Annotated in this window: 13 protein-coding genes; 3 read left to right on the top strand and 10 right to left on the bottom strand. The window is 66.9% G+C overall.

From position 1 onward, the window contains the following. The first annotated feature begins 2 nt into the window (after positions 1–2). A complete protein-coding gene (locus tag ACFV15_RS24305) occupies positions 3–344 on the top strand; it encodes a hypothetical protein (protein WP_378352875.1) in 342 nt (113 codons plus the stop codon). Here ACFV15_RS24305 and ACFV15_RS24300 read toward each other — a convergent pair. The 5 genes from ACFV15_RS24300 to ACFV15_RS24280 form a co-directional block, all read right to left on the bottom strand. Next, positions 321–1,538, bottom strand: coding sequence for a hypothetical protein (locus ACFV15_RS24300; RefSeq protein ID WP_378352874.1), 1,218 nt, complete (start codon positions 1,536–1,538; stop codon positions 321–323). The two genes, ACFV15_RS24305 and ACFV15_RS24300, sit on opposite strands and share 24 nt — an antisense overlap. Before the next feature lie 164 nt (positions 1,539–1,702). Beyond that, positions 1,703–3,931 (bottom strand): glycoside hydrolase family 2 TIM barrel-domain containing protein, encoded by a 2,229-nt coding sequence (locus ACFV15_RS24295; protein WP_378352873.1) that lies wholly within the window; start codon positions 3,929–3,931, stop codon positions 1,703–1,705. Between the two features lie 78 nt (positions 3,932–4,009). After that, on the bottom strand, positions 4,010–5,503 hold the full coding sequence (locus ACFV15_RS24290; protein ID WP_378352872.1) for a family 43 glycosylhydrolase: 1,494 nt from the start codon (positions 5,501–5,503) through the stop codon (positions 4,010–4,012). Positions 5,504–5,571: 68 nt separating this feature from the next. Next, positions 5,572–6,900: a right-handed parallel beta-helix repeat-containing protein gene (locus tag ACFV15_RS24285; RefSeq protein ID WP_378352871.1), complete on the bottom strand. Its 1,329-nt coding sequence runs from the start codon at positions 6,898–6,900 to the stop codon at positions 5,572–5,574. Between the two features lie 40 nt (positions 6,901–6,940). Further along, positions 6,941–7,993: a rhamnogalacturonan acetylesterase gene (locus ACFV15_RS24280; RefSeq protein WP_378352870.1), complete on the bottom strand. Its 1,053-nt coding sequence runs from the start codon at positions 7,991–7,993 to the stop codon at positions 6,941–6,943. Between the two features lie 631 nt (positions 7,994–8,624). Here ACFV15_RS24280 and ACFV15_RS24275 point away from each other — a divergent pair. Further along, positions 8,625–8,909 (top strand): hypothetical protein, encoded by a 285-nt coding sequence (locus tag ACFV15_RS24275; RefSeq protein WP_378352869.1) that lies wholly within the window; start codon positions 8,625–8,627, stop codon positions 8,907–8,909. Positions 8,910–9,564: 655 nt separating this feature from the next. On the opposite strand, the gene ACFV15_RS24270 is transcribed toward ACFV15_RS24275, so the two are convergent. Beyond that, on the bottom strand, positions 9,565–10,023 hold the full coding sequence (locus ACFV15_RS24270; RefSeq protein WP_378352868.1) for a hypothetical protein: 459 nt from the start codon (positions 10,021–10,023) through the stop codon (positions 9,565–9,567). Positions 10,024–10,568: 545 nt separating this feature from the next. Here ACFV15_RS24270 and ACFV15_RS24265 point away from each other — a divergent pair. Beyond that, positions 10,569–12,326: an ABC transporter ATP-binding protein gene (locus ACFV15_RS24265; protein ID WP_378352867.1), complete on the top strand. Its 1,758-nt coding sequence runs from the start codon at positions 10,569–10,571 to the stop codon at positions 12,324–12,326. On the opposite strand, the gene ACFV15_RS24260 is transcribed toward ACFV15_RS24265, so the two are convergent. The 4 genes from ACFV15_RS24260 to ACFV15_RS24245 all read right to left on the bottom strand — a co-directional run bounded on the left by ACFV15_RS24260 (position 12,310) and on the right by ACFV15_RS24245 (position 16,142). Further along, positions 12,310–13,413: a sensor histidine kinase gene (locus ACFV15_RS24260; protein WP_378352866.1), complete on the bottom strand. Its 1,104-nt coding sequence runs from the start codon at positions 13,411–13,413 to the stop codon at positions 12,310–12,312. The genes ACFV15_RS24265 and ACFV15_RS24260 overlap by 17 nt on opposite strands. Positions 13,414–13,501: 88 nt before the next feature. Beyond that, complete coding sequence (locus ACFV15_RS24255; RefSeq protein WP_378352865.1) at positions 13,502–14,656, bottom strand: alpha/beta hydrolase; 1,155 nt, start codon at positions 14,654–14,656, stop codon at positions 13,502–13,504. Positions 14,657–14,797: 141 nt separating this feature from the next. Next, positions 14,798–15,337, bottom strand: a complete 540-nt coding sequence (locus ACFV15_RS24250; RefSeq protein ID WP_378352864.1) for a DUF2076 domain-containing protein — start codon at positions 15,335–15,337, stop codon at positions 14,798–14,800. Between the two features lie 136 nt (positions 15,338–15,473). After that, a complete protein-coding gene (locus ACFV15_RS24245) occupies positions 15,474–16,142 on the bottom strand; it encodes a hypothetical protein (RefSeq protein WP_378352863.1) in 669 nt (222 codons plus the stop codon). Positions 16,143–16,153 lie beyond the last annotated feature (11 nt).

Below are 16,153 nucleotides of genomic sequence, written 5' to 3'. Positions count from 1 at the left end.
GTGTGGGGCTGCTCGTCGACGCGATCACCTTCCTGGTGTCCAGCCTGACCCTCCTGGCGACCCTGCTGACCACGCTCGTGTTCAACCTCGCCGCTGTCGGTTTGATCGAGGTCGCACTGCCGATCTTCGCCCAGGATCCGCTGGGCCGCGGAGCCCGGGTTCGGGGTCATGATGACCGGCCTCGGTGTCGGCTCGGTCATCGGAGCGCAACCGCGGCGCTGTTCACCGCCGCGTCGGCGTCCTTTTGGCCGGATTCTTCAGCAGGCCGTACCGGAACCTCTGATGGCCAGCTCGCGCATCGCATGATCGAGCCGCGTCACTCAGCGGCCGAACCTCCGCTCTGAATGGAGGTCCTTCTCCTCTCCCGGGGTGAGCCACCCTGGCCAATCGAACAGCCGGATGACCTTCGTGTACTCCAAGTTGCCGCCTCCCGACCCCTCCGCGCCGGCGGCGGCACCGCCGTAGTACGTCACGTTGTTTTTGCCATCGAGGCTCACCCCGCCCGAACCCTCCAGCCCGACGCCTGCCACGGCCGATCCCCCCACGTTGGCGGAAAGGCCCTCCAACGCATCGATGTCCGCCGAGGAGACCTGGACGCCGACACCAGCGTGCCCGCCGGCGCCCACCTCGGGACCACCACGGGTGCTACCGGTCAAGCCGACACCCTTGCTGTCGGCCACCACGCAACCACCTAATCCAGTGCTGAGGATGCCGCCCGTCGCAGACAAATTGCCGCAGACCCCGACCGACTTGATCGGTCGCTCATTGGCCTTCTTCTGCTTTTCGGATGCCAACCGCTCGGCGTCACGTTTCGCCGCCTTCTTGGCCTTCTCGGCCCGCAGCTTGGCCTCGAGTTTCACTTGTTTCTCATTCCTGGCGACCTTCTCGGCGGCCCGCCGCCCCGAACCCAGCTGGTCGGACACCGCGCCGCCACCGGCCTTGGTGTGGTCGGACACCGCCACGCCACCGACCTTGGTGCGCCGCGCGTCGCCCGCCTGGTCGGACACCGCGACGCCACCGCCTCCCGCGTTTTTCGGAAGTGGGGGTAAAGCGCCGGGCAACGTCTGCCGGACCACGCGGTTGAACCGATCGGCGGACTTCTTGTCAAGGACCGGCACTTTAGTGGCCGCGGGCGTAGCAGGAGGGCCGAAAACCTTCGGTTTTTCTGGTTGCTTCACACCGTTGTTCGCGTTCCGCGGCCCGTCATCCGAAGACACCCTGCCATCCACCCTCGGATCCTTGTGGCTGCCCTTGCCCTTGTCGTCGCCGTTGTCCTTCGCTGAGCCTTTATCCCTCGCTGAGCCCTTGTCCTTCGCCGGAGAAGGCGTCGGCGAAGACGTCGGCCTGGAAACCGGAGCCGGCGTTTTCACAGCATTCGCCACCGCGTTGTGCACCGTTTTATCCGAAGGCTTCACCAAGGCCGGAGGCGGCGCCGCTTGCGCCATCCCCGCGCCAAGCGTGCCGAACAAAGCCGTCAGGAAACCACCGGAAACGCCGTACAGCACGGCCTTACCCAGATCTACGTTCGGGCCTTTCATCCGCACCCCGTCTCAGTCCGGTCCGGCCACAGCGGCCGCACCAGGCAAAGACCCTTCCGGAACCTGGTTCAGCGACGATTCATTCACCCTCGTGAGTGTTGCGGGCGCACATCCAGCAGGCCGCCGATGGTGGGTCGAGCACGCGAACTGACCCAGGCAGGCTCTCAGTCGCAACTTCCGGAGCAGGGCACGAACGGTGCCGCGGTGCCGGTCAGGGTGGTCGAGCCGAGACGCAGCCCGCCGGCACTCGCGGTCACCGTGATAGTGCCCGCCCCGGTAGCCCTTACCAGCGCGTACGCAACTCCCTGGTACGCCTTGCGCACGCTGCCGCGGAAGGTCTCCTGCACCGGGCTGCCACTGTCGACCGCGACGAGCACCCCAGGTCCGCTGATGCCGAAGGTGATCGCGGCGGAGGAGCCGGTCACCACCCGCCCGGACGAGTCGGCCACAGTCGCCTTCACGTACGAGACGTCGTCGATGTCCGTCGACACGGTGCTGTGATCCGGGTTGAGCACCACCTGGCTCGCCGTGGTGCCGGTCGGCGGGGGTGACGTCGGCGGCGCTCCCCAGGCACGTTGCCAGGAGTACGCGATCGGCCGGGCCGTGCCCACCCCGTCCAGCAGGCCGAAGTCCGTCTCACCGCGTGGCCACAGCCCGTCGGCCTCCCCCAGGTACGCCGCACCGGTCCAGACGAACAGGCCGGTGACGCCCGGGTTGTTCTTCACCTTCGTCCACGCCGACGTGTCGGTGCCCATCTCGGTGAACAGCCCGGGCCGCGCAGGCGACATCTTCATCGCCCGGATGACCTCGTCCGGCCGGTAGTTGCCGCCGAAGACGTCCACGATGGTCCGGGTGGCCCCGGTGACGTCGCCGCTGTCACCCGGCCGGAACAGGGCCTGTGTCACCGGACGGCCCGGGTCCAGGCTGTGCGCGATGGCGACCATCCGGGTCAGCAGGGGTGTCCGGGTCGCGATCGGGTCGCGGATCTCGTTGCCAGTGCTCCACATCGCCACGCTCGGGTGGTTGCGGTCGCGCATGATCACGCTGGTGGCGTCCACCTGGTACCACGGCACCGAGCCGTTCGCGCCGGGCACCGCCGGCGTGCCGGTCGGCGCGGCCGCCGTCCGGCCGAAGTACGTCGCGTAGTCACCCACGTCGGCGTACTTGTGCCTGGTCCAGACGTCGAAGAACTCGTCGAGGACCAGGAACCCCATCCGGTCGGTGAGCTCGAGGAAGGCCGGGCTCGGGGGATCGTGCGCGGTACGGATGGCGTTCACCCCGAGCGCCTTCAGCTGAGCGAGCCGCCGCTGCACGGCCCGCTGCGGCGCGGCCATCCCGAGCCCGTGGAAGTCCTGGTGCAACGCGACACCCTGGAACTTCACGTTCTTGCCGTTGAGGCTCATGCCGGTCGAGGCGTCGAACGTCAGCGTGCGGATGCCCACGGACGTGACGTCGTCGTCCACCGCGGTGCCGGCGGCGAGGACGGTGGTGGCCAGCGAGTACAGGTTCGGGTTCGCCAGGTCCCACAGCTTCGGGCTGTGCACCGGCACGTCGTAGGCGAAGGTGGCCGACGCCCCGGCCGCGATGGTCTTGGCCGCCGTCGTGACCGCGGGCAGCGCGGCCCCGCCCGGGTCGCTGAGCATGCCCTGGACGCTGACGCTCGCCGCCGAGCCGCCTTCGTTGACCACCGTGGTCTCCGCGCGCACGGTGTTGTTGCCCGGCGTCGTGACCCGAGTGGCCCACTGGCCGACGTGCACCGGGTCGGTCGCGATGAGCCGGACGTCGCGGTGGATTCCGGCGCCCGTGTAGTAGCGGGACGCAGGCTGCGACGTCGTGTCGGTCTTGACGGCGACCACGTTGTCGGCACCGCCGAACTTCGCCGCCGCCGTGATGTCGTAACGGAAACCGGTGTACCCGTACGGGTGGGTGCCGATGAGCGTGCCGTTGACGTACACGCTCGCGTTGGCCATCACGCCGTCGAACTCGAGGAACACCTTGCGCCCGGCGGGCAGCGCGCCCAGCGAGAAGTGCTTGCGGTACCAGCCGATGCCCGAGGGAAGGTACCCGCCGCGGCCCGTGCTCGGCGCGGACTGAGAGAACGGGTTCGACGGCGGAGTGCGCCCCTCGATGCTCCAGTCGTGCGGCACGCTGAGCTTGCGCCAGCCGCCGTCGTTGTAGGACGCACCGCCGGCGCCGCTCGCGTCGCCGTAGTTGAACAGCCAGCCGGGATCGAAGTCGGTGACCGTCCGGTACCGGTTGGCGGCGGCCGTGCTCGTGCCCACGGCGGCAGCGGCAGTACCGGTGGTGCCGGGCACCACCGAGATCGGCGCGATCATCAGCAGGTTTCCGGCGGCCGCGGCCAGCCACCGGCCGAAGATGGACGTACTACGCATGGGCAAGTCCCTTCTGCGTGAATTCGTGACGGCGTCGGGGACTCACCCGATGGCCGCGGCGTGCCGCGAACCCGGCGGCTAGCCCTGCACCAGGCTGAAGTCGTCGACGTTCACCCAGTTGCCCGCGTTCGCTTCGGAGGACACGCCCACCTGGATCGACCCGTTGGTCACCGTGATCCCGGAGATCGTCACCTTCGTCCAGCTGCCGATCGACCGGTTGATCGACGAGCTCAGCTCACTTCCTCCGAAGTTCTTCGCGAAGATGGTCGCCTTCTTCTGGCCGCCGCTGCTCTTGACCCACGCCGACAGCGTGTACGTCCCATTCGGCAGCGAGATGTTCTGGTACCGCGAGGCGTTGTACGCGGACGAAGAACTCTGCGCGATCGACCAGCGCCCCGTGTGCCCGCCCTGCTTGTTGCTGTTCACGTTCCCACCGGTGATGGTCCACCCGGCGAGGTTGTTCTGTGCCACCCGGTCGGCCTCCGCACTCGGGTTCAGCACGTGGTTGTTGCCCGCACCGACCGACCACGTCCCCGCGGCCGCATCCACGTTCCACTGGCTCAACGAATGGAACACCGGCTTCGTCCCGTCGAAGGTGACCGGCACCCACTGGTTGTAACCGATGCCGTTACCGGCGAAGTCACTCCAACGGTCACCACCGAACATCACGAACGAACCCTGGGAGCCGGTCACCGTGAACGTCAGGCCGGTCTGCGTCACGTGCGAGAAGTCGGCGTCCGTGCCCTGCATCACGAACTCCGGGCCATACCCGCTCGAAACCTTGGTCGAGGTGTTGCAGTACGTGTGAGACGCGTTCCAACCGTGCAGATCGGACGAACAGACGTAGTACGTCCCCTTGTACTTGAACATGACGTTGCCTTCACGGCCACCCGCGGAGCTGTTGTAGATGTTCGCGGCAGGTTCGACGTGCAGGTAGTCCGACGGCCGCAGCGCCGCGACGTACAGATGGGACCGGCCGCTCTTGTTGCTGAAGGCCAGGTACGCCTTTCCGTCGTCGTCGACGAAGACCGACTGGTCGCCGGACATGCCGGTGGAGACGTTGGCGATGTTCGACTGCGTGGCCGCCTTGGTGAAGTGGCCGTTCGGCGTGCTGCTCGTCCCGAACACCAGCTCGCTGTTGAGCTGGGAAATCAGCACGTACTTGCCCGTGTTGGGGTTGCGCGCGACACCGATCCGGCCGACCCAGCCCGCTCCCCCGAGGTCCGAGGCGGTCATCGCGTTGCCTTCGAACTTCCAGTGCGCCAGATCGGTGGACGAATAGATCGTGATCGCGCTCAAGGAAGTGTTGCCGTTCTTCCCGGCGGCGGGATTGTTGTAATAGGTGACCGCGCCGTTGTACTTGGCCCCGTACCAGTAGTACGTATCACCGACCTTCAGCACACCCCCGCCCTGGGAATAGATCGGGTTCCCAGCGGTGTCCTTCCGGAACACGTCGTTCTGGATCGTGGCCCCCGCAGCCGCCTGCGGCGCCGGAGTCGCCGCGGTGGCGCTGGCGGACCCTCCGACCGTGGCCAGCGCCAGCACAAGCGGAAACAGCGCCGCTACGATCATTCGTTTGGAAGCTTTTATCATTTCATATCCTTCGTTTGGACGGCCACTGTGCGATCGGAGTTCCCGGTTCAGGATTCGAAGGCACCGAGGTCCGGCGCCTTCCCGTTGTAAGGCAGTCCGACATCGGTGCCCTTGTCGATCAGGCTGCTGTTCGCGGCGAGCCGGAGATTGGGCCGCACCGGCAGGCTGCCGTCGGCCTGGCGAGGTGATTCCCAGCCGGCTGTCGACACGCTCTGGAACTGCGCGTCCGACAGGGTGCCGCCGAGGTTCCAGGAGTTGTTCGCGGCGTTCGTGCCGTTCATGTTGGACGTGAGGGTGCCCGTGTAGGCGATGTTGTTGCGCAGGTTGCCCCGGCCGACGGCCGCGCCGCTGGTGGTGACGCCGAGCATGTTGAAGTCGACGCGGTTGCCGTAGCTGGTGTTGTTGAAGTAGTCGTTGGCGAGAGGGTGGTGGTTGGCGTAGAAGCCTGCCGTCCGGTTGAGGAACGCCACCGAGTTTCGGACCGTGTGCTTGACGGCTCCGGAATCGTAGTTGCCGCCGTAGCCGCCTGCCTTGAAGCCGTTTCCGTTGCCCGCGCTCGTGGTGGTGCCCGGCACGTACCCGTTGCGCCACGCCCAGGAGTTCTCGATGGTCACCGACGAGTAGGCGCTGATCAGGTCGAACCCGTCGTCGGAGTTCCACCACGCGCGGCAGCCGCGGAACACGTTGCCGGGGTTGCCGGCGGAGATGTGCGCGCCGAACCCGTCACCGCTTTCCCCCGCACCGTTGGAGGTGCGGGGGTCGTAGTTGTCGTGCGAGTCGGAGTTGAGGACGAGGTTGCCGCCGCCGTTCTGGATGAACAGACCGGCCCCCATGTGGTGGTGGGTGTCGATCAACTCGAAGATGTTCTTGCTGCCCGAGATCCAGATGCCCCAGGATTCGTGGTTGCGGTTGTTGTTCTGGGGCACGCCCTTGACTTCCAGGCCCTTGAGGTGGATCCAGCTGCCGGTGACGTCGAAGCCCTTGATCCGGCAGTCGTCCTTCATGCGGGCGAAGTCGAACACCGGCTTCTCCCCCGGATACGCCCAGTACCGGATCGGGCTGCCGGAACTCCCGCTCTTGTTCAGGGTGATCGCGTCCACCCGGTCGGTCTGGCTCGCACAGTTCTTGTTCGCGCGGGAGTAGGTGTAGGTGCCACCCCGGAAATAAACCGTGTCGCCAGGCTTGGCGACGGCCTGGGCGTGGGCGATCGACGCCCACGGGGCGGCCTGCGTCCCGGCGGCACTGTCACTGCCCGACGGCGCGACGTAGTAGGTGGTGGCCGCCGCGGGACCGGCGGCAGCCACCGGAATGCCGGCGACCGTGGCCGCCACAGCCGCTGAAGCCACGACGGCACGGACCAAGACAACGGGTTTCATCCGTTCACTCCAGTACTTCCGTTCACGAGCCGGTCAGGGTTCAGCGGAGGTAGGCGACGAGGGAGAGGTTCTTCTCGCGGATGCCCTGCACGACCAGGTTCGCCATCTGGGTCGCGCCATACACGGAGAAGTGGGTGTTGTCCTTGACGCCGTCGGTGGCCTGGGTGAGGTAGAGCCGTTGCGACGCGGACGGGCCGAGGGATTCCACCAGTGCCTTGCTCTTGGCCGTCAGGTCGATCACCGGCACGTTCGCACTGCTGCCCAGCGCCCGCATCACCGCGGGCAGGTCCACACCCTTGCCGTTGACGTGCAACGCGGTCGGAGTCAGCTTGCTCCCGCTGAACTGCCGCCGCACCGGCGGCGTCACCAGCACCGGCACACCGCCACGGTCCCGCACCCCGTTGATCATCTTGGTCAGGTTGTCCCGGAACGCCGTCGCCGTCGTCTGCTTGTCGTTGTGCCCGAACTGGATGAACACCAGGTCCTTGCTCTTGATCAACGGCTTCATCCGGGGAAACAACGCACTGTTGGACAAGAAGCTCCCCGAGCTTTCCCCGGAGTCCGAGTAGTTCGCGACCACCGCACCGTTGCGGATACTCGACGGCAGTTCCTGCCCCCACCCCGTCCAAGGCGCGAGCATCTGGTCACACACCGTCGAGTCCCCCGCCACGTACGCCACCAGCGGTGACGCGGCAGCGGTCACCGTCAACGAGGTGATCGCAGGCGCGCTGCCACCGAACGTGATGTCCAGGCCCGGCGTGCCGGTGCCGCCCTGCCCGGTGGGCTGCCCCTCGGGATTGCGCACATTGACCGTGACGGTGGTGGGGACGACCTGGCCCGCGCTCGTCGAGACCGCGTTCAGAACCTGCCTGCGCGCCTCGACCGACATCGAGGTGTTCGCCGCCTTCGCGGAACTGCCGAGCCCCACGGTGACGTCGTAGTTGCCCGGCGAGACGGCGAAATGACACTTGATCGGCGCCGTACCCGAACACTGCGGTGGCAACGCCGACGGCGCCGCCACCGCCGAGGGAACGGGCACCACGGCGACGACCGCCATACCGGCCAAAACGATAGCGTTGCGTTTGAGAGACATGGATTCTCCTGTCGGGTTTGCCGTACGTGCATAGCGGGACCCGCTCGACGACCAGCGAGCAGGCGGCTTGCCAAACGCAGGCGCTTCACAGGACGCTCCGACAGCGAACGGCCCGCTCTTCAAACCGCTGCCGATCCTGTATTCGGTCACTCGATCTCCTTCGATCGACGACGTGACGAGCCGTGGGAACCGTACGTCTGTGAACGTTCACAGGGCACCGCCACCAGGCTTAGCCTAGATAGAACCGTATCTCTGGGACGTTTTCAAGACCACCGACGCAGTCTTCTGTGAACGTGCACAGCTTGCCGACACTTCGGTCGTCAAATGCGGAGAGCGCACCGAGCGCGCGATCAATCACTCAACCTGAACCGCGGACGGCATTCCGCCACGACGACCGCCGACGCGCCGCGTGGAGGCTGGAGGCCGCATTCCCGCGCCACGTGTTCTTCCGGCACGGGAATGCGGCGGAGTGCACCGCCACGACCGTGACGGCACCCTCCGGTCAGGAGGGGCAGATCGCGAGTAGCCGCAGGTCATGAAGCCGCCCCGCCAGACGAAGAGGTGATTTCGAAGCCGGCCCACGGCTTCGGCTCCACCTCAGCACAGCGAGCACATTGCGGACATCCCAGGCGTGACCGCCGATGGGCGCCTTGGTTGCCCGCATGAACCGGCGCAGGACTATTCCTATTCCGGGAGTAATGCCGACAAGGAATCGAATCGCTTCGACGAAGGCTCTCTCGAAGCGACGCCGTCGGCCGAGATCGAGTCGGCTATTGCAGACACATTGCCAGCCGATCAAACGTCACCAGCGATCTTCCTCCAAGCCTTTTCCACGCTCCGGGCGACACCACGGTTCAGCAGGTTCGACGCGTTCGAACACGCCTGTTTTCCCTTGTTTGCCAACCGTCTGCGATGATCCCCGAAGCCTCATTGCTTCCTCCGTTGCGGTGATGTCTGTCACTTTCAGTCTGCGACGTGGTGGAGTCAACCAATTACGGCATTTTCGATCAGAAACGGTCATAAGCGAAGGTTGCCGGCGATCGAATGTGTCGAGACATCACCTGTCCGGTTCGCGGACACGACAAGGAGCACTGGTGACCGCACCGCGCGAACGCGAACCGGTGCATCGCTCAGTGCGGGTGCGGCGAAGACTTGGCGACCAGCGCTGTGACGATCTGGTCGCTCTCGGCTTGGGCAACGCCGGGGTCGCGAGCGTTGCGGGCGGTTATTGCGCGGAAAGCCGAATGTGGCTGGCTGGTGAGGGACTCCTTCACCAAGTCCGGCGGGGTGCCCGTAAGCCTCGGGCGGGCTTGAAGTGAGGGGGCCGTTGGGTGCGTAGTACGCACTCGGGGGCCCCCTCGCTTCACGAGGAGGTCCGCGAGTGGTAACTCCGCTGCATCCAACGGAGCAGAGTTACCACTCGCCCGCAACCGTCACCGCAAACCCTCCACAGTCACTCTTTCGCGGCCAGGGCTGAAGCAGGCCAAGGTCGCCCACCACGACATGACACCTTTGCCCCTCCGCCCAATAGAACCGCCCGCAACGCTCACGAGCCTTTCATGGGTCGGAAGTCAGTAGCGGATGACCGACAGGCGGATCGGCGCGCCGTTGTAGCAAGCGCCGCTCTGGCCCCACGGGCTGGCGGTGAACCAGTGCAGCATGTGGCTGCCGGTGATCCACCGGCGCGGGTAGACCGTGGCCCGGTTGTTCGGGCTGATCCCGCTGATCGGCACCTGCCAGGAGCCACCGTCGTCGGAGATCGAATACTGGCCGAAATGCAAATCGATGTTCGTCTCGTTGATGACGTCGATGCGGTCGATGTAGACGTTGCTGCCGGAGAAGTTGCCCCATACCTGGGTCCGCATGGACCAGTCGGCGACATTCTCCACTTCGTCGCACGAGTCGCCCCATGTGGTGATGATCGACGAAGCGGTGCCCTGGTAGTAGTAGTTGCCGCCGCCGCGCTCGGCCATGGCGGGTTGCACCATGGCCAAGATTCCCGTGATCAGCACCAGAAGTACCGAAAACACGCGCCGAACCGTCCTGCTGCTCATTCCGTCCCGCTTTCGCTGAAACTCTGATGATCGATTCGGATCGTGCAACTCCGGCACGGCTCGCCGCAAGGATTTTCAAGCACACGCGAAATCGGACATGGGATTTCCTGCCGAGGCAACCTTCGGCCACCTTCGGGCGTGTTGCCTTCGGATCGGCCGGAACCGCGCTGCTCGCGCCTCCGGCGGGGGCGACCATCATCACGTCGATCCAATCGACGTCGTGAGAACAATCATCGCCCTGCCGCGATAGGCGGCGTCTTGATTCGATGCCGGCGCGAGGCTTATCGGTCGACTATGACCATTGTGGATCGCCCAACCTCGTACGCAGTGGTTACCGGGTGTCCACCCCCGCCGGTCAGCGGGCACGGTCCCGCCAGGTGGCCGGCTGGTCCGACCGGTTCACGGGTGTCGCGATCTTCCGCCGCGCGGCGGAAGATCGAAGAGCCGACGTACGCCGCACCCCAGCGTGCCCGGATCGCGCTCTTCCGCAAAGTGACCAGAGAAAACGGAGTTGTTTCACCGTGCGCACCCCGATCGACCGCTCAGCCTGGCGAATGCTCGTGGGATACGTCAAGCCCCAGCGACGCACTGTCCTCTTCGGAGGAGCACTCGTCCTGCTCGGCGGCCTCGCCGCCGCGGCCCAGCCCCTGGCGGCGAAGGCGCTGGTGGACCGCCTGGACTCGCGTGCCGGGATCACCGGTCTGCTGGCGCTGCTGGTCGGCCTCGCGCTGGCCGGTGCCGCGATCTCGGTGGTCGGCGACTACCTGCTCGAACGGGCCGGCGAGTCGGTCGTGCTGGTCGCCAGGAAACGGCTGGCCCGACGGCTGATCTCGTTGCGCGTGCCCGCCGTGCAACGCGCTGAGCCCGGCGACCTGCTGTCCCGGTTCACGAGCGACACGACGTTGCTGCGCGAGGTGTGCACCCACGCGTTCGTCGCACTGGTCACCGGCACGGCGACGACCATCGTGATGGTCGTGATGATGGGCTTCATGGACCTTGCCCTGCTGGGCATCACCCTGGCGGTGCTCCTGCTCGTCGGCCTGCTCGCCGCCGCTGGAATGCCGATGATCGAGAAGGCCTCCCACGCCGCTCAGAGCGCGGTCGGCGAGACCGGTGCGCGGCTGGAGCGTGTGCTCGGCGCCTTCCGCACCGTCAAGGCCGCCGGCGCCGAAACCAGGGAGATCGCCGCGATCGAACGCGGCGCCGAGGACGCATGGCGTGCCGGTGTCCGTTCGGCGCGGTGGGAGTCGCTGGTGCACGGTGCGAACACCCTCGCGGTCCAGGCGTCCTTCCTCGCCGTGCTCGGCATCGGTGGTGCACGGGTCGCGACCGGCGCCATGTCACTGTCCTCTTTGGTGGCTTTCCTGCTGTTCCTGTTCTATTTGCACGAACCGATCGGGCAGCTGCTGCACGCGGGCAGCAGGCTGCAGATCGGGCTGGCCGCGATTCGTCGCCTGTCCGAGATCGAGACGTTGCCGGCCGAGCGGACCGCTTCCGATGGCGCCGAGCCGGCTGTGGTCGGGCAGCGAGGAGAAGGCCTCGTCTTCGAGGACGTGCGGGTCCGGTACGGTCCGGACCGGCCGGAGGTCCTGTGTGGCGTGAGCGTCGACATCCCGGCGGTCGGCATGACGGCGTTCGTCGGTCCCTCCGGTGCGGGCAAATCCACCCTCTTCGGGTTGGTCGAGAGATTCCACGAACCGGACTCCGGTCGGATCCTGCTGGACGGCCGCGACTTGAAGAACTGGGATCTGGCGAGCCTGCGTGCGGACATCGGATACGTCGAACAGGATGCCCCACTGCTCTCCGGGACGTTGCGGGACAACCTCGTCTACGGCCGACCGGACGCCTCCGAGGACGAGATCCGCGACACGGTGGCGCAGACGCGGCTGGATACGCTCGTCGACCGCCTGCCGGACGGGTTGGACACCGCTGTCGGACACCGCGGCAACTTCCTGTCCGGCGGTGAACGGCAACGGGTCGCGCTCGCCCGTGCCCTGATCCGGCGTCCTCGTCTCCTGCTGCTCGACGAGATCACGTCACAACTCGACGCCGCGAACGAGATGGCGATCCGCGACGTGGTCACGAGGGTGGCAAAGACGATGACCGTCATCGTGGTGGCGCATCGGCTGTCGACGGTCACGCAGGCGGACCGGATCGTGGTGCTGGACAACGGAATCGTGCGGGCGACCGGCACGCACGACGAGCTACTCGCGAACGATCTGCTGTACGCCGACTTCGCCGCGACACAGCTGCTTACCGGCGTCATCCATGAGCCGTGAGCGGGAGCCGCAGCCTGAGCCGGAAGCCACCGTCGGGCATCGATCCGGTGTGCAGCCTTCCGCCCAACAGCGCGGCCCGTTCCTGCAATCCGACGAGCCCGTGGCGGGCGCTGGGCAGGGCGAGTGTCGGCCTGGTGGGCCGGGTGTTGGTGACGGTGACGGTCAGGTCGGTGTCGTCCCGGCCGATGTCGATGGTGACGGCGGCGCCGGGCGCGTGCTTGCGCACGTTGGTCAGCGCTTCCTGGATGGTGCGGTAGATGGCCCGCTGCACCGGCGGCTCGAGGTACTCGGGGGCGTCCCCGACGAGCCGGGCGTCGATCGCACTGTTGTCGATGAGCCTGCGGAGGTCGGTCAGCGTGGGCTGAGGTGTGAGTTCGGTCGCCGGTGTACCGGAGGCGCGCAGCAGGTTCACCATGTGCCGCAGCTCGTCGAGCGTGTTCACCGACAGCTGCCTTACCTTTTCCGCCGCCGCCTTCGACGCGGGGTCCGTGGTGCTGACCTTCATCGCGCCCGCCTGCACCGCGATGAGGCTCACCTGATGCGAGACGACGTCATGCATCTCGCGGGCCAGCTGGTTGCGTTCCTTGGCCAGGACCGCCTGGGCGTCCAGCCGCCGTTCGTGCTCCCTGGCCTCTTTGACTTCGTCCAGCCGCAGTGCCAGCTCGCGCCTGCTGTGCAGGAACCGGCCGAGAAGGATCGGCGCTCCCGCCGTCATGGTCACGTAGATGACACCGAGCAGCATCTCGGCTCGCCAAAACTGCGGAGCGGCGTCCAACAACGGAAAGGCGACGCTGCCCGTGGTGACCAGCCAGCAACCCGCGAGCAGCCACCAGTTCCGGTGGCGGCCGGCCACGGTGTACAGCGTGACTATCGCCGCGACGATCGCGCCGGAGAACACCACAGCGGGCAAAGTCACCACGAAGGACGTCAGCGGCCAACGCTCGCGCACCAGGACCCCGAGTACGGCGAGCACGTACAGGGCGAGAGCGGTCGACGACTCCTCGTTGATCGCTGTCAGCGCTCCCTCGACCACGGCGGCCACGATCAACGCGGCGTCGAGAAAGGTCGTGCGAAGTCTCTCCGTCATGCACGCTCCTTTGTGGATCGACGGGTGCACCTCGCCCATGTCCTTTGCGGACGATCCCCGGATGCTCGTAACGGGAACTGGCCGTGCCTTACCTGGGCCCGTTCTTGAACACCTGGTCCGCGAAGGCGAGCAGGTAAGGAAGGGCGGCGCGAGCGGTATGCCAGGTGTGGTTGTAGCCGCGCTGCAAGTGGACGACAGCGCCCTGCCCGCGGGCGTGGAGAGCGTCGGCGATGCGGTTCGCGGTGGTGATATCCGCTGGGGCGCCGGTTCCGGCGGTGAGGATGGTGGCGACCGGGTCCGGGAACGGCATGGTGGGCAGGTAGGTCCGCGGTGTGTTGGCGGCGACGAGTGCCGGGCCGGCGCCGAGCAACGTGCCGTTGGTGGTGGTGTCGTACGGCATGGTGAGCAGCAGCGCCGCGAACTTGTCGGTGTGGTGCAGGCCGATGTTCAAGGCGGCGAAGGCGCCGCCTGACATGCCGCCCAGTGCCCGGTGGGTGCGATCGGGGATGGTCCGGTACTGCCGGTCGATCGTGGTGACGACCGTGTGCGCCAGGTAGGTTTCCAGACGAGGACCACCAGGCATGTCGAGACCGTCGAGGTCACGTCCGGGCTGCCCCGCGGTCAGATCGACGGACACGACGATCATCGGAGCGATCGCCCGGTGCTGGTAGGCCATGCGCAGGGTCCCCGGCGCGTCACCGGCGCCGAGCCAGTCTTCCGGAGCGGCGGGAAAGCCGTGCACGAGGTAAGTGACGGGATAGCGCCGGTTGTCGTTGGCGCGGTCGTGGTAGCCGGGTGGAAGCAACACGAACGTCCGCCCCTCCGGCACGGCGTTGGCGGGATCGGGGACGGCGAGACGTTCGATGATCGGCGAGTGGGCGCCGCCGGGGGTGGCGAGGCCGGCCGGGCGGGGTCGCGAGTCGGCGGATCCGTCGTCGATCATCTCGCCAAGCGCACGCAGCGGTCCACCGCCACGCTGGAACAAAAGCGCGAGGTCTCGTGGCGTCCGGATATAGCCGACGTAACTATTGGTGGCGGTGACCGCGCCAAGCAGGACACAACACAGCATGACCGCGATGGCGCTTCGGCGTGCTCGGGCCCGTCCACGGAACCGGAATGCGAGCATCGCGGCCACGACGGCCAGCGACACGAAAGTCCCCCAGATCCAAGGGGATTCGAGTGCCCCGGTCGCCTGTGCGTGTTCGACGATCTCACGAGGGACCACTGGGATGGGAATACCCATGGCAACTCCTTCGGCCGGTAGCCGTCATAAGGGGGCCCGGCGGCGGCTCACGGGGCCTCGGGGAATGAACCGCCGCCGGTTGTACCGACGACTGCTGCTACGCGGGGAGGACGACAGCAACCATCGGTGGTTCTTCGCGGGTCACCACTGATCGTCGCCGCCGTGGTCCATCCCGCCGTCCTGGCCGCCGTGGTGCTGTTGCTCGCCCGCGGAGGCCTCGTTTCCGCTGAAGGCTCCGGTGAGCCCGCCAAGCAGCAGACCGCCGCCGGCGACACCCGCCGCGGCCGCGGCCGCCGTCTTGAGGAACCCTCCTCCCCCCGGGCGGCCCTGCTGGGCTTCCCCGGTGTCGCGGCCACGGCCGAACATGCCCGAGAGGAATCCGCCGCCGGACTGCGCCGGGGCCTGGCCGTACGGGTCCCGCTGCGCCCCATATGGGTCCCGGTGATTCCCATACGGGTCCTGGTAAGGCGCGGAACGCTCCAGTTCGGCGATGCGTGTCTTCGCGTTACGCAGGGCGTCCTCCTGCACCAGGACGGCGCCCACCAAGCGGTACATCGCATCCGGCTGACTGGCGATCTGCCTGGCGATCAGGTCGGCGGCCTCCGGGTCCTTGTACACCGGCTGGGCCTGGCGAAGTCGGTCGGCGAGGCCAAGAATGAGCTGCCGGTCTTCGTGTTCCATGGGATCTCCCTTCCTCTGCTTCAATCCTGCGCGAGGCCGGGGCCATCCGGCATCGGTTACCCAGCCGGAAACGCCCGCCAGGTGGCTGCCCGCGACCAGCCGGTCGGCCCCCGGTACGGACACTCGATGGCGCGGGTCAGGCGGTGCCGGTCCAATAGAGCGGATTGACACCCTGGTAGGTGACCTTGACCGTCACCTCAGCCGCGTTGGCCGGTAGCGCCACGACGAACCCGAAGGTGCGATCCGCGCCAGGAAGGACATCGGCAGGGAGCTTGTCCCCGATGCCCTTGGCCGCGTCGGTGATGCTCACCGACGCGGCACCGTTCGTAGTCGCGGCGAAGGTGAAGGCCGAAGCCTCCAGCGCCTTTTTGGCCGTGTTACGAACGGTGATGGTGAACTTCGCGCCACGTGTCAGTTCTTTCGACCGTTGCGGATCAGCGGGCAAATCGTAGCCGTCGGGTTTGCCGACGGAAATGACGCCGCGCTTACCTGCCCGCTCCTCGCCGAATTTCATTACTTGCGGGGTCGCGCTCTTCGATGTGCTGGCCGAGCTCGCGGAGGACGGCTTGCTCGGCTGGCCGCCACATCCCGTCACGACGAGGCAGGTTGCCACGGCCACGGCGACTGCTGTGCGTCGCATGAATTCTCTCCCGGTGTCCTGAACATTGTCTCCCGGCGACGGTATGTGAATCCCTGAGCCGACTTCATCGGACTTGCGGCGACTCCCGACCGTCAGGTGACCGGAAAACACCATCCGGTCGGCCTGGCCGGAACCGGCCGCTGCCGGATGGGCTGCGGACTTCAAAACTGCGACGT

It is taken from the genome of Amycolatopsis sp. NPDC059657 (genome assembly GCF_042734395.1).
GTDB lineage: Bacteria > Actinomycetota > Actinomycetes > Mycobacteriales > Pseudonocardiaceae > Amycolatopsis.
Note: the sequence above shows the minus strand (reverse complement) of the source record. Positions and strands in the feature narration are given on the sequence as shown.